Origin of the sequence: Silanimonas sp., from assembly GCF_027531545.1 — a bacterium.
Lineage (GTDB): Bacteria > Pseudomonadota > Gammaproteobacteria > Xanthomonadales > Xanthomonadaceae > Silanimonas.
The window spans coordinates 1-12,719 of sequence record NZ_JAPZSC010000033.1; the positions used below are offsets into that span (position 1 = coordinate 1).

Sequence of the window (12,719 nt, forward strand, 5' to 3'; positions counted from 1 at the left end):
GTACGCCTTGAACTCACCACCGAAACGCTCGGCGCCAATCTTCGTCAGCGCCGCCGTCAGCGTCGTCTTGCCGTGGTCAACGTGACCGATCGTGCCCACGTTCACGTGAGGCTTGGTGCGCTCGAACTTGCCCTTTGCCATTGCCGTCTACCCGGTGATGATGGTTCGTAGGATGGTGCTCACAACAGGAATCGAACCTGCGACCTCTTCCTTACCAAGGAAGTGCTCTACCGACTGAGCTATGTGAGCGAGTTTTTGGTGTTGCCGGTGGAACCATGGAGCGGGAGACGGGAATCGAACCCGCACCATCAGCTTGGAAGGCTGAGGTTCTACCATTGAACTACTCCCGCCCGAAGGCTGGACCGTTCTTGCCACCCTCGTCGCCATGAAGCGCCGGGAGTGGTGGAGGAAGGTGGATTCGAACCACCGAAGGCGTGAGCCAGCAGATTTACAGTCTGCCCCCGTTGGCCGCTTGGGTATTCCTCCGACAGAGCCGCATATTCTGTCGAGGGCGTGACGACTTGTCAACGCGCCGGAGCCACCGCGCGCGCCGCCCCGCCGCCCTCGATTCAGACGTTGAACAGGAAGTTCAGGACGTCGCCATCCTTGACCACGTAGTCCTTGCCTTCGGCGCGCTGCTTGCCGGCTTCCTTGGCGCCCTGCTCGCCCTTGTAGGCGACGTAGTCGTCGAAGGCGATGGTCTGGGCGCGGATGAAGCCCTTCTCGAAATCGGTGTGGATCACGCCAGCCGCCTTCGGGGCGGTGTCGCCCTTGAGGATGGTCCAGGCGCGGACTTCCTTCACGCCGGCGGTGAAGTAGGTCTGCAGGCCGAGCAGGTCGTACCCGGCGCGGATCAGGCGGTTCAGGCCCGGCTCCTCGAAACCGAGGTCCTCGAGGAAAGCCTGCTTGTCGGCGTCCTCGAGGTCGGCGAGTTCGGCCTCGATCTTGGCGCACACGGCCACGACCGGCGCCCTTTCGCGCGAGGCGAACTCGCGCAGGCGGTCGAGGTGCGGATTGTTCTCGAAGCCGTCCTCGAGCACGTTGCCGACATACATGGCCGGCTTGATGGTCAGCAGGCAGAGCGGCTTCAGCAGCAGCTTCTCGTCGTCGCTGAACTCGATGGCGCGCGCGGGGCGGCCTTCGTTCAGCACCGGCATCAGGCGCTCGAGCACGGCGACCAGCTTCTGCGCGTCCTTGTCGCCGGACTTCGCGCGCTTGCCTTCGCGCTGGATCGCCTTCTCGACGGCACTGAGGTCGGCGAGCGCCAGCTCGGTGACGATGGTTTCGATGTCGGCGAGCGGATCGACGCGGCCGGACACATGCACGACGTTGGCGTCGTCGAAGCAGCGCACGACGTTCACGATGGCGTCGGTCTCGCGGATGTTGGCAAGGAACTGGTTGCCGAGGCCCTCGCCCTTGCTCGCGCCGGCGACGAGGCCGGCGATGTCGACGAACTCGACGATGGCCGGCTGCACCTTCTGCGGTTTGACGATGGCGGCGAGCGCGTCAAGGCGCTTATCCGGCACCTCGACGATGCCGACGTTCGGCTCGATCGTGCAGAACGGGTAGTTCTCCGCGGCGATGCCGGCCTTCGTCAGCGCGTTGAAGAGGGTGGACTTGCCGACGTTCGGCAGGCCGACGATGCCGCACTTGATGCCCATGGTGACTCCGGTTCGAGGTGGCGCGGCCGCGGTGCGGTCAGCGCGAGGCGGGGGTGTGGAGGCGCTTCATCGCCTCGGGGAAATCGCCGGCGAGCGCCAAAGGCAGCACGCGCAGCGCGTCGTCGAGGGCGGCACGGATGGCGGCCTGGTCGTCACGACCGGGGCGTCCGAGCACCCAGGGCGTGACCTTGGTCTTGTCGCCGGGGTGGCCGATGCCAACCCGCAGGCGGTGGTACTTGCCATGCCCGAGCTGGGCATGGATGTCGCGCAAACCGTTCTGGCCGCCGTGGCCGCCGTCGAACTTCAGGCGTGCGAGGCCCGGCGCGAGGTCGAGTTCGTCGTGCGCGACGAGGCACTCGGACGGCTCGATCTTCCAGTAGCGCAGCGCCGCGGCCACCGAGCGGCCCGAGGCGTTCATGAAGGTGCTGGGCTTGAGCAGCCACAGCGCGTGCCCGGCGACCTCGGCCTTCGCGATCTCGCCTTGCAGCTTCGAATCGAGGCCCCAGCGGGCATTCGCCTGCTCCGCGAGGACGTCAACAAACCAGAACCCGGCGTTGTGCCGGGTCCGGTCGTATTCGGCACCGGGATTTCCCAGCCCGACAATGAGGCGCAAGCCAGCCATCGCTGATTCGGTAATCGCTGACTCCGCCGTGGCGCCCGATCAGGGCGCCACGGACGGCACGATTACTTCTTCTTCGCGGGCTTGGCCGGCGCGGCGGCGGCCGGGGCGGCAGCAGCCTTGGCCGACTTGGTGCTCGGCACTTCGGCGGCGGCCGGAGCAGCGATCTCTTCCTCGGCGGCGCGGGCCTGCTTGGCGATCACGACGGCGAGGTCGTGCTCCTTGCCCAGCTTCAGCTCGGGGATCGTCACGCCGGCCGGCAGCTTGAGCGCCGACAGGTGGACGATGTCGCCGAGGGTCAGGGCCGACAGGTCGACCTCGATGAACTCCGGCAGGTCCTTCGGCAGGGCCGAGACTTCGACGTCGTTCAGTTCGTGGGTGATGACGACGCCCGCCGTCTTGCCGGCCGGCGAGGTTTCCTGGTTGACGAAGTGCAGCGGCACCTTGAAGCGGATCGGCGAGTTCTCGTCGATGCGCTGGAAGTCGATGTGCATGACGATCTGCTTGTACGGATGGCGCTGCATGTCACGCAGCAGCACCTTCTGCACCTTGCCGTCGACGTCGAGGTCGAGGATCGAGGCGTAGAACCACTCGTTCTGCTGGATCAGCCAGAGCTTCTCGTGGTTGAGCTGGATCGACTCCGGGTTGGCGTTGGCGCCGTAGACGATCGCCGGGACCTGGCCGGTGAGACGGAGGCGGCGGCTCGCACCCTTACCCTCGTCCTTGCGGCTGGTGGCGTTGATGATGTGGGTTGCCATGTTCGTGTTGCCTTGCTTGGAAGTGACCGCCTCGCGGCGGTTGGGACACTGCCCCGCGACCAGGGCAGTGGTGCAGCAGCCGCGACGGGAAGGCCCGGCGCGGCGGATGGGTCAGTCGACGTAGAGCTCGGAGACCGATTCGCCGAAGGCGATGCGGCGGATGGTCTCGGCAAGCAGTTCGGCGACGCTGAGCTGGCGGATCCGCGGGCACAGGCGCGCGGTCTCCGAGAGCGGGATGGTGTCGGTGACGACCAGCTCGTCGAGCTGGCTGTTGGTGACGTTGCTGATGGCCGCGCCCGACAGCACCGGGTGGGTGCAGTAGGCGACGACCTTGCGGGCGCCCTGCGCCTTCAGCGCGGCCGCCGCGGCGCAGAGCGTGCCGGCGGTATCGACGATATCGTCGACGAGGACGCAGGTCTTGCCCTCGACGTCGCCGATGATGTTCATCACCGTGGCGACGTTCGCGCGCGGACGGCGCTTGTCGATGATCGCGAGGTCGGCGTCGTCGAGGCGCTTGGCGATGCTGCGCGCGCGGACCACGCCGCCGACGTCCGGCGAGACGACGATCAGGTTCTCGGTGCCGTGCGTGCGCCAGATATCGGCCAGCAGCAGCGGCGAGGAGTAGACGTTGTCGACCGGGATGTCGAAGAAGCCCTGGATCTGGTCGGCGTGCAGGTCGATGGTGAGCAGGCGGTCGGTGCCGACGGCGCCGAACATCTTGGCCGCGACCTTCGCGGTGATCGGCACGCGCGCCGAGCGCGGCCGGCGGTCCTGGCGGGCGTAGCCGAAGTACGGGACGACGGCGGTGACGCTGTTGACCGACGCGCGCTTCAGCGCGTCGACCAGCACCAGCAGCTCCATCAGGTTCTCGGCGGTGGGCGCGTTGGTGGGCTGCAGCACGAAGACGTCCTGACCGCGGACGTTCTCTTCGATCTCGACCTGCACTTCGCCGTCGGAGAAACGGCCCACGAGGGCCTTGCCCAGCGGCACGCCAAGTTCACGGCACACCGAGAGGGCCAGCGGGCGGTTCGCATTGCCGGTGAACAGCAGCAGGTTTTGCTTGCGCATCGCTTGGGCTCCGGGAAGGTGTGGCCGGGCGGATCGGTCTGGCAGGGGCGGTAGGATTCGAACCTACGAATGCCGGGATCAAAACCCGGTGCCTTGGGCCACTTGGCGACGCCCCTGTGTGTCTGTCGCGCTCAGCCGACGAGCGCCGCCCCGAGGGGAGAACGATCGACGCCGACGCAGGCCCGGCAATCCCAGCCCTCGGCCGACAGCTGGCGCTGCGCGGCTTCGGCCTCGGCCCGCGAAGGCAATTCGACGAAGCAACCGCCCCCGGTACCGGTGAGCCGCGCATCCCCGAATGCCCCCAGACGATCCAGCAGCGTCGACACGAGTGGCGCGCGCTTGCGCAGCACCGGCTCGAAGGCGTTGCCGTGGACCATCCCGGAAAGGAAGTCGGCGATTGTAGCGGGGGCCGCATCCCGCTTCAAATCAGGGGCTTTGAAGAGTTCAGCCGTCGGGACGGAAACCCCGGAGTCGGCGACGAGGTAATGACGCTCCCCCAAGGCCATCGGGGTGAGGGCCTCCCCCACCCCCTCGGCCCATCCACTGCGGCCGCGGACGAATACCGGAACGTCGGCGCCGAGAGCCAAGCCCAAGGCCGCGAGGCGATCGACGCCGAGATGCAGACCCCAGAGCTGGTCGAGGGCGACCAGCACGGTGGCCGCATCGGCTGAGCCGCCACCGAAGCCCCCGCCGACAGGAACGCGCTTTTCGACGGCGATGTCGACACCATATTGAACGTTGAGCGCCTGATCGAGGCCAATCACTTCGGAGCGCAAGCGTTCCGCCGCGCGGATGACTAGGTCTTTCGCGGGGTCCGGCGCGTAGGCCGGTGCGCCGACCCGCTCGATGCGGGCGTCGTCGCGGGGACGCAGCCAGACGGTGTCGCCCCAGTCCAACAGTTGGAAGACCGTCTGGAGGGCGTGGTAGCCGTCGGGCCGTCGCCCGGTGATGGCAAGAAACAGGTTCAGCTTGGCCGGGGCCGGGAAGGCCCGCCAGCCGGGGCGATCGTCGGGCGGGGCCGTCATTCCGGACGCGCCTTCCACTCGCTGACGACCAGCCGGACCGAAGCGCCCTCCGCTTCCGCGAACACGCGCCGCGGCAGGGGGGGGGCGCCGGGCCACCAGTCGCGGAAAGACAGGGTCCAGGCGTCCTGCCGGAAGCCCACGGGGCGCCCTTCCGCATCGACCGACAGGCCCGCGACCGGCCCCGGGCCGCGCAGGCCGCGCACCCAGTCGGGCATCTGGCGGATCGGCAGGCGCCAGCCGGTGGCCTCGAGCAGCAGGGACTCGGCGTCCGGTCCTTGCCGGATGCCATCGCCCAAGCCCTCGAGGGTGGCGCCGTCGGCGCTCCCGGACAGGCGCCACTGCCGGCCGGTGACGGGGGCACTCAGACGAATGTCGAACGAGGCGCCCGTCTGCACCCATTGCACGTTGAGCGTCCCGCCGTCGTTCCCGCGGGCCACGGCAAGGCGACCGGTCAGCGCCCAGCCCGCGGCGTCGCGCAACTGGGCGTCGCGGGCGGCCAGGGCAGCGAAGGCTTCGGGGGAATCGACCGGGGGCGCCACGGCCTCGGCGACAGGGGCGCTTTCCCGGGCCGTGGGCGACGGAGCCACCGCGCGCTGCGTGGCGCAGCCGGTGGTGAGCAGGAGCACGAGCAGAGCAAGGGTGACGCGGGTCATTGGCCGTAGCGCTCCAAGGTGTCCGCGAGCACCGGGTCCGCGGGGTCGAGCTGGCGACCGCGCTGCCAGGCGGCGCGGGCCTCGGCGGTGCGACCCAGCAGCCACAGCGCCTCGCCCCAGGCGGCGGCGGTCGGGGCACCGGCTTCGACCGCCCATGCGGTGGCGAGCAGCGGCTCGGCCGAGGCGGGCTGGCCGCGGGCCAGCATCAGGCTGCCAAGCGCTCGCAAGGCCGGCGCATAGCGTGGGTCGCGCGCGAGAACCGCGCGCAAATCTGCTTCGGCCTCGGCCGGCTTGCTGGAATTTCGGGCGACGCGGGCACGGGCCACGCGCAGGCCGGGGTCGTCCTCGAGCACCGCGAGGCCGCGGGTCAGCGCCGATTCGGCCTCGGAACGGCGGCGGCGGGATTCCCACTGGTCGGCCTCGGCGATGAAGGCGTCGCGGCGGATGGCGCCATCGGCGCTGTCGTCGGCCTGCAGTTCACGCAGGGCGGCGAGGCTGTCGTCGAAGCGGGACTGCCGGGCCAGCACCACGCCCAGCCGCAGCCGGGCGCGATCGCGGGCTTCGCCCTGGTCGAGACGGCGGTACCAGCGCTCGGCAGCCGGCCAGTCCTGCAGGCGTTCGGCGAGTTCGCCCAGCAGCAGGGGCAGCGCGGGCTCCGGCGCAGCGCGGCTTGCGGCGAGCGCCTCGGCCTCGTTGAACAGCAGCCGCAATCCTTCCAGATCGCCGGCACGGGCCAACCAGGTGGAACGCAGCGTCATCGAGCGGGCGTCCTGCGGCCCACGGGCCATGGCCGCCGCGGCGCCTTCGGGATCGCCCAGCACGGCGAGGGCCTCGGCGGCGATGCGGCGCTGTTCGGCCGGCAGGTCGCCGCGCGAGAGCACCAATCGCACCTCGGCGCGGGCGGCCTCGCGCTCGCCGCGCTGCGTCAGGCGCTCCGCGCGCAGCAGCCCTGAACGCGGATCAGCGGGAAAGCGCCGCACGAGCGCGTCGACCCACTGCGCCGAGAGCCCGCTGTCGCCGAGCCGCTGCGACAGGCCGGCCATCGCCAGCCAAGTGTCGAGGCGCTGCGGGAAGCGCGGATCGACCAGCAGGGCGCGCAGCACCGCGCGGGCGATCACGCCCTGGTCGGGATACGGCGCCTCCAGCCCGGCGACCAGGACGGAGAGATTCGATTCGTCGCCCAGCAGCCGCAGCGCGGTGTCCACGGCGCGGTCGTCGTCGCCCTGCACGATGTGGAAGCGCAGGGCCAGCGCATCGCGACGCGCCGACTGCGGCTGCAGCAACGTCCAGCGTTCGAGCGCCGCGGCAGCGCGGAAGGTGTCGCCCGCCTCGAGTGCCGACTCGACCGCGCGCTCGGCCAGCACGGCGTCGCGCGACGCCCGTGATGCCACCAGCGCATGCGCCGCGGCGGCTTCGGTATCGCCGCCGATGCGGGCGAATTCGGCCGCGAGCAGGGCTTCGAGGACTTCGGGGGGCATCGCGGCCGCCCGGGACGGTGACGAGGCCACGGGTCCGAACGACAGCAGCGCGGCAAGGGGCAGCGCGAACGGACTCCAAGAACGGCGATTCATCGGGACTCCAAGCGGGGCCGCTAGAATAACGCCCCGTCACCGCCCTGCGCCCGCTTCCGCGCCCGCCATGCCCTTGATCGCCCTCGGAGTGAATCACCAGACCGCGCCCGTCGAGGTGCGCGAGAAGGTGGCCGTGGGCGAAGCGCAGATGGCCGAGACGCTGCTGCAGCTCCAGCAGGTCGAGGGGGTCGAGGAAGCGGCGCTGGTCAGCACCTGCAACCGCACCGAGATCTACGCGCGCATCGACGATGGCCGCGTGCCGGCGGTCATCGACTGGCTGGCGCGCCGCAACGGCCTCGCCACCGACGCGCTGGCCACCTACCTCTACACCCACGAGGGCGATGCGGCCGTACGCCACCTGTTCCGCGTGGCGACCGGCCTGGATTCGCTGGTGCTCGGCGAACCGCAGATCCTCGGCCAGGTGAAGGACGCCTGGCAGCAGGCGCGCGGCGCCGGCAGCCTTCGGACGCCGCTGGACCGCCTGTTCCAGCAGAGCTTCGCGGTGGCCAAGCGCGTGCGCACCGACACCCGCATCGGCGCCCATCCGGTGTCCGTCGCCTACGCCGGCGTGCGCCTCGTGCGCCAGGTGTTCGCCGACCTCGACCGCGCCACCGTGCTGCTGGTCGGCGCCGGCGACACCATCGAACTGGCCGCCAAGCACCTCGTCAACGCCGAGGCCAAGCGCCTGCTGATCGCGAACCGCACGCTCGAGCACGCGCAGACGCTGGCCTCCCGCGTGGGTGGCTACGCCCTGCCCCTCTCCGAACTGCCGCGCCACCTGCCCGAAGCCGACGTGGTGATCTCCGCCACCGCCGCGCGCGAGCCGGTGCTGCGTGCCGCCGACGTCCGCGATGCGCTGAAGGCCCGCCGGCAGCGCCCGATGTTCCTGCTCGACCTCGCCGTGCCGCGCGACATCGAGGCGGGCGTGGCGGCGCTGGCGAACGTCTACCTCTACACCGTCGACGACCTCGAGCAGGTCATCAGCGAAAGCAAAGCCTCGCGGCAGGCGGCGGCCGAGCAGGCCGAGGCGATCATCGACCTGTCGGTCGAGCACTTCATGGCCTGGTGGCGGGCGCAGGGACAGCAGGACAGCCTGCGGGCGCTGCGCCGCACCGCTGAGCTGGCCAAGGCCGATGCGCTGGCCAAGGCACGCGAGCGGCTGGCCGCCGGCGAACCGGCCGAGGCGGTGATGGAGCGCCTCGCGCACCAACTCACCAACCAGCTGCTGCATGCGCCCTCCACGGCGCTGAGGCAGGCGGCGCTGGACGGCGATGCGGCCACGCTGGCCGCCGCGGCGAAGCTCTTCGCGGCCGACGGTTCGCCCTCCGCCCCCAGCGAATCCGCATGAGCCCGGGACTGCGTCGCAAGCTGCTGGCGCTCGCTGAGCGCCATGAAGAGGTGGGGCGCCTGCTCGCCGAGCCCTCGGTGATCGCCGACAACGCGAAGTTCCGCGCGCTTTCCCGCGAGTTCTCCCAGTTGCAGCCGGTAGCCGACGCGCTGGCGCGCGAGGCCGCGCTGCAGGCCGACCGGCGCGAGGCCGAGGCCATGCTGGCCGACCCGGACCTGCGCGCCATGGCTGAGGACGAGCTGCCGACCATCCGCGACGCACTCGCCGCGCTCGACGACGAACTCACCCTGCTGCTGGTGCCGAAGGACCCGCGCGACGAGGGCAACCTCTTCCTCGAGATCCGCGCCGGCACCGGTGGCGATGAAGCGGCGATTTTCGCCGGCGACCTGTTCCGCATGTACGCCCGCTTCGCCGAACGGCAGGGCTGGCGCGTCGAGGTGCAGAGCGCCAACCCGGGCGAGCATGGCGGCTTCAAGGAGATCGTCGCGCGCGTCGAGGGCCGCGGCGCGTATTCCAAGCTGAAGTACGAATCCGGCACGCATCGCGTGCAGCGCGTGCCGGAAACCGAAGCCCAAGGCCGCATCCACACCTCGGCGGCGACGGTGGCGATCCTCCCCGAACTCGAGGACGTCGCGGAAGTCGTCATCAACCCCGCGGACCTGAAGGTCGACACCTTCCGCAGCTCGGGCGCCGGCGGCCAGCACGTCAACAAGACCGAATCGGCCATCCGCATCACCCACGTGCCCAGCGGCCTCGTGGTGGAGTGCCAGACCGAGCGCAGCCAGCACGCCAACCGCGACAAGGCCATGCAGCGTCTGAAGTCGGCCCTGTACGAGCAGCAGGTGGCCGCACAGCAGGCCGCCACGGCGGCCTCCCGGCGCCTGCAGGTAGGCAGCGGCGACCGCAGCGCCCGCATCCGCACCTGGAACTTCCCACAGGGCCGCGTCACCGACCACCGCGTCGAAGGCCTGACGCTCTACGCCCTGCCGACGATCATCGAGGGCGACCTCGACGAACTGGTGCAACGTCTTGCGCAGGAAGCGCAGGCCGACGAGCTCAAGCTGCTGACCGAAGCGGCCTGAGTCCTCTCTGGACCGTCTCGGGCACCACGATGCGGCCCGGCGAGCAGCGCGCTAATGTCGGCGGATGGCAAAGACCAAGGCGGCGGCCAAACGCGACGACACCAGCAACGGCGCCGACAACGGCAATGGCAACGGCAAGCTGAGGAAGAAGGACTACCTCGAGCGCCTCGCGCCGCTTCAACTCGCGCTTTCCGAAGCGGAGCGATGGGTGGCCGCCACCGGCCAGCGCCTGCTGGTGATCGTCGAAGGCCGCGACACCGCCGGGAAGGGTGGCGTGATCCATGCCATCGCCGAAACCTTGAACCCGCGCCACTGTCGCGTCGTCGCGCTCAACAAGCCCACCGAGACGGAGCGCGGGCAATGGTATTTCCAACGTTACGTCACGCACCTGCCCGGGGCCGGCGAGATCGTGCTGATGGACCGCAGCTGGTACAACCGGGCTGGCGTCGAGAAGGTGATGGGTTTCTGCACCGATGCGCAGTACCGCGCGTTCCTCGAACAGGTGCCGGTGTTCGAGAAACTGCTCGTCGATGACGGCATCCGCATCGCCAAGTACTGGCTGGGCGTCGACCAGGCGAAGCAGGAGGAGCGCTTTGCCGAACGCGCCGAGGACCCGCTGAAGCGCTACAAGCTTTCGCCGATCGACCTGCAGGCGCGCGAGAAGTACGCCGAGTACACGAAGGCGCGCGAGGCGATGATCGCCGCCACGCACACCGCGCACGCCCCGTGGAATCTGGTGGACTTCAACGACCAACGCCGCGGCCGGCTGACGATGATCCGCCACTGGCTCGGCGGCCTGCCGTGGCAGGCGCCGGACGATCGGGCGCTCAAGCTGCCGAAGCTGGCCGGGAAGCCCCTGCCGGAGCGCTACGTGACCCTGGCGCCGATCGCGGACGCTTCGGAATCGGAGGCGCCGGTCACGCCGGCGTCGACGCGACCCCGCCCGTCGACGTCGAAGCCGCGGAAACCTCGCTGATCTTCGCTTCGATCTCAGCGCCGGTGACGGGGCCAAGGAACTTGTGGCCCACGGTGCCGTCGGGCGCGACCAGCACGGTGAACGGCAGGCCGCGCGGCGTGTCGAAATCGGCCGGCGGGCTGTACACGTCGACGATGGCGACGGGGTATTCCGGCTTCACCTTTTCGCCGTAGAAGGCACGCATCGCCTCGGGCGTGATTTCCTCGTAGGCGAGGCCGATGACGATGAGGTCCTCGCGCTTCGCGTCGAGCGCGTTGAGGTCGGGGATCTCTTTCAAGCAGGGCGCGCACCAGGTCGCCCAGAAGTTCACCACCACCCATTGGCCGCGCTGCGAGGCGAGGTCGAAACGACCGTGATCGACGGTGTCGACGGCGAGCGTGGGATGCGTGGGCTTCGCGGCGTCGGCCAGCGGCGCTGACGAAGCAGCAGGTGCGGCCTCGGCCGCTGCCGGTGCGGCTTCGGCGGGTGCGGCCTCACCGATCGGCGTGGCGGCCTCGACCGGGCCGGCATCCGGCGACACCGACTCGGACGGCCCGCAGGCGGCAAGCACGAGGGCGACGGCGGCGGCGAGCGCGGGACGAGCGAAGGCGGAGCAGGAGGGCATCACGGGGAATCCGGTTCGGGAAGGAGGAAATCGGAGAGAGGATGCCTGAGCGCGCTGTCGAGGGGCTGTCGCAGGTGGCGCAGCGCCGCCAGAGCGGCCCGGCCGATGGCGTCCTCGGCCCCCGGCAGCGCGCAATCGGAGGGCGGCAGGCGCAGGCCTAGGCGCTCATGCAGGTCTTCCAGCGTCACCGTCGACAGGTCGCGTACCGGCAGCCACGCCCCGCTTTCCCCGCGCTGCACGATGTGGCGTTCGGCCAAGCCGCCCAGCAGGCGCTGGCAGAGGTCGTCGGTGAGCGCCGGCTCCAGCGCGCGCAGCGCCTCGGCATCGAGGCCGCGGCCGTGGCGGCGGCTTTCCTCGAGGCGGGCCAGCAGGCGCAGGCAGGCGTAGAGCTCGGCTCCGGCGGGCAGGCGCTGGTGCCGCGGCTGGTAGCGGAAGGCGCCCAGCGAGGCCGCCAGCGAGGCCCCCAGCAGCACCACCAGCCAGCTCAGCCACACCCAGACGAGGAAGATCGGGATGACGGCCAGCGCGCCATACAGTTGCTCGAAATTGGTGTTGCGCAAGTACCACGCAAAGCCGTGCTTGGCGGTTTCGAAGAGCGCGGCGGCCAGCAGCGCGCCAGCCAGCGCAAAGCGCAGCGGCACGGGTCGGTTCGGGATCAACCGGTAGGCCGCGGTGAACACGATGAAGGCGACGACGAAGGGCATCGCACCGAGGGCCTGCTGCCCCAACGTGGCGTTCGCCTTGGCGAAGGCCGGCAGCGCGAACAGCCAGGTGCTGACGGCGAGGCTGGAGGCCGCCAGCACGGCGCCCAGGGTCAGCAGCGTCCAGTACACCACCAGCCGCCACAGCGTCGGCCGCGGCTGCGGCACGCGCCAGATGCGGTCGAAGGTCTGCTCGATGGCCAGCATCACCAGCAGCACGGAGACCAGCAGCGCGACGAGGCCCTTCAGGCTGAGCTGGCGGGCGCTGCCCGCGAGCTGTCGGAGGGTGTCGGCCACCGCCGAGGCCGCTTCGGGCACGAAGTTCTGGAACACGAAATCGACCAGCGCCTGCGTCCAGGCATCGAACACCGGAAACGCCGCGAGGATGGCGAACACCACCGCCGACAGCGGCACCAGCGCGAACACCGTGGTGTAGGACAGCGCGCCCGCCGACTCGAAGCAGCGGTCGTCGACGAAGCGCCGGGCGAGGAAACGGAAGAAGGTGGTGCTGAGGTCGCGGTCGAGGCGATCCCACCAGCGCTGGAGGACGGCAAGCCAGGTCATGGGCCGAAGACTAGCGCGGCAGGCGGCGATCGCGCCTCACGCCGGCGAGCACCCGCGATGCGTTAGCCTTCGCGCCCGTCTTTCCCGCC

The 12,719-nt window shown here is 70.2% G+C and carries 12 protein-coding genes, 4 tRNA genes and 1 pseudogene; 3 read left to right on the forward strand and 14 right to left on the reverse strand.

Annotated features, from left to right (window positions below):
- From O9280_RS14530 to O9280_RS14585, 12 genes are all read right to left on the reverse strand, one after another.
- Positions 1 to 141: GTP-binding protein (locus O9280_RS14530; RefSeq protein WP_284449322.1), on the reverse strand; the 141-nt coding region annotated here is incomplete at its 3' end.
- A 32-nt stretch (positions 142 to 173) separates the two neighbouring features.
- Positions 174 to 249 (reverse strand) — tRNA-Thr (locus O9280_RS14535).
- 27 nt (positions 250 to 276) lie between these two features.
- Positions 277 to 350: transfer RNA gene (locus tag O9280_RS14540), tRNA-Gly, on the reverse strand.
- A 50-nt stretch (positions 351 to 400) separates the two neighbouring features.
- Positions 401 to 486, reverse strand: a tRNA-Tyr gene (locus O9280_RS14545).
- A gap of 83 nt (positions 487 to 569) precedes the next feature.
- Positions 570 to 1,661 (reverse strand): redox-regulated ATPase YchF, encoded by a 1,092-nt coding sequence (gene ychF, locus O9280_RS14550; RefSeq protein WP_298344319.1) that lies wholly within the window; start codon positions 1,659 to 1,661, stop codon positions 570 to 572.
- Positions 1,662 to 1,698: 37 nt separating this feature from the next.
- Positions 1,699 to 2,283, reverse strand: coding sequence for an aminoacyl-tRNA hydrolase (pth, locus tag O9280_RS14555; RefSeq protein ID WP_298344322.1), 585 nt, complete (start codon positions 2,281 to 2,283; stop codon positions 1,699 to 1,701).
- A 62-nt stretch (positions 2,284 to 2,345) separates the two neighbouring features.
- The gene (locus tag O9280_RS14560; protein ID WP_297866229.1) at positions 2,346 to 3,038 is read right to left on the reverse strand and encodes a 50S ribosomal protein L25/general stress protein Ctc; all 693 of its coding nucleotides are present in this window, start codon (positions 3,036 to 3,038) and stop codon (positions 2,346 to 2,348) included.
- A gap of 111 nt (positions 3,039 to 3,149) precedes the next feature.
- Positions 3,150 to 4,106, reverse strand: coding sequence for a ribose-phosphate diphosphokinase (locus O9280_RS14565; protein ID WP_298344325.1), 957 nt, complete (start codon positions 4,104 to 4,106; stop codon positions 3,150 to 3,152).
- 39 nt (positions 4,107 to 4,145) lie between these two features.
- A tRNA-Gln gene (locus O9280_RS14570) sits at positions 4,146 to 4,222 on the reverse strand.
- A gap of 15 nt (positions 4,223 to 4,237) precedes the next feature.
- Positions 4,238 to 5,131, reverse strand: a complete 894-nt coding sequence (gene ispE / locus O9280_RS14575; protein WP_298344328.1) for a 4-(cytidine 5'-diphospho)-2-C-methyl-D-erythritol kinase — start codon at positions 5,129 to 5,131, stop codon at positions 4,238 to 4,240.
- Positions 5,128 to 5,784 carry an outer membrane lipoprotein LolB gene (locus O9280_RS14580; protein WP_298344331.1) on the reverse strand — a complete coding sequence of 219 codons (657 nt, stop codon included), beginning with the start codon at positions 5,782 to 5,784 and terminating at the stop codon, positions 5,128 to 5,130. The genes ispE and O9280_RS14580 overlap by 4 nt, the downstream gene beginning before the upstream one ends.
- Positions 5,781 to 7,262, reverse strand: a complete 1,482-nt coding sequence (locus tag O9280_RS14585; RefSeq protein WP_298344333.1) for a hypothetical protein — start codon at positions 7,260 to 7,262, stop codon at positions 5,781 to 5,783. The genes O9280_RS14580 and O9280_RS14585 overlap by 4 nt, the downstream gene beginning before the upstream one ends.
- A 160-nt stretch (positions 7,263 to 7,422) precedes the next feature.
- Here O9280_RS14585 and hemA point away from each other — a divergent pair, with 160 nt between their 5' ends.
- The 3 genes and pseudogenes from hemA to ppk2 form a co-directional block, all read left to right on the forward strand.
- The gene (gene hemA, locus O9280_RS14590) at positions 7,423 to 8,703 is read left to right on the forward strand and encodes a glutamyl-tRNA reductase (RefSeq protein WP_298344336.1); all 1,281 of its coding nucleotides are present in this window, start codon (positions 7,423 to 7,425) and stop codon (positions 8,701 to 8,703) included.
- Positions 8,700 to 9,785 carry a peptide chain release factor 1 gene (prfA, locus tag O9280_RS14595; RefSeq protein WP_298344339.1) on the forward strand — a complete coding sequence of 362 codons (1,086 nt, stop codon included), beginning with the start codon at positions 8,700 to 8,702 and terminating at the stop codon, positions 9,783 to 9,785. Before hemA ends, prfA begins: the two co-directional genes overlap by 4 nt.
- A gap of 64 nt (positions 9,786 to 9,849) precedes the next feature.
- A pseudogene (ppk2, locus tag O9280_RS14600) lies at positions 9,850 to 10,692 on the forward strand (polyphosphate kinase 2); the annotation flags it as partial.
- Between the two features lie 10 nt (positions 10,693 to 10,702).
- Here the strand turns inward: ppk2 and O9280_RS14605 are convergent.
- The gene (locus tag O9280_RS14605; protein WP_298344344.1) at positions 10,703 to 11,365 is read right to left on the reverse strand and encodes a TlpA disulfide reductase family protein; all 663 of its coding nucleotides are present in this window, start codon (positions 11,363 to 11,365) and stop codon (positions 10,703 to 10,705) included.
- Entirely contained in the window at positions 11,365 to 12,630 is a 1,266-nt protein-coding gene (locus O9280_RS14610; protein ID WP_298344347.1) for a YihY family inner membrane protein, read from the reverse strand. Before O9280_RS14610 ends, O9280_RS14605 begins: the two co-directional genes overlap by 1 nt.
- Positions 12,631 to 12,719: the final 89 nt, after the last annotated feature.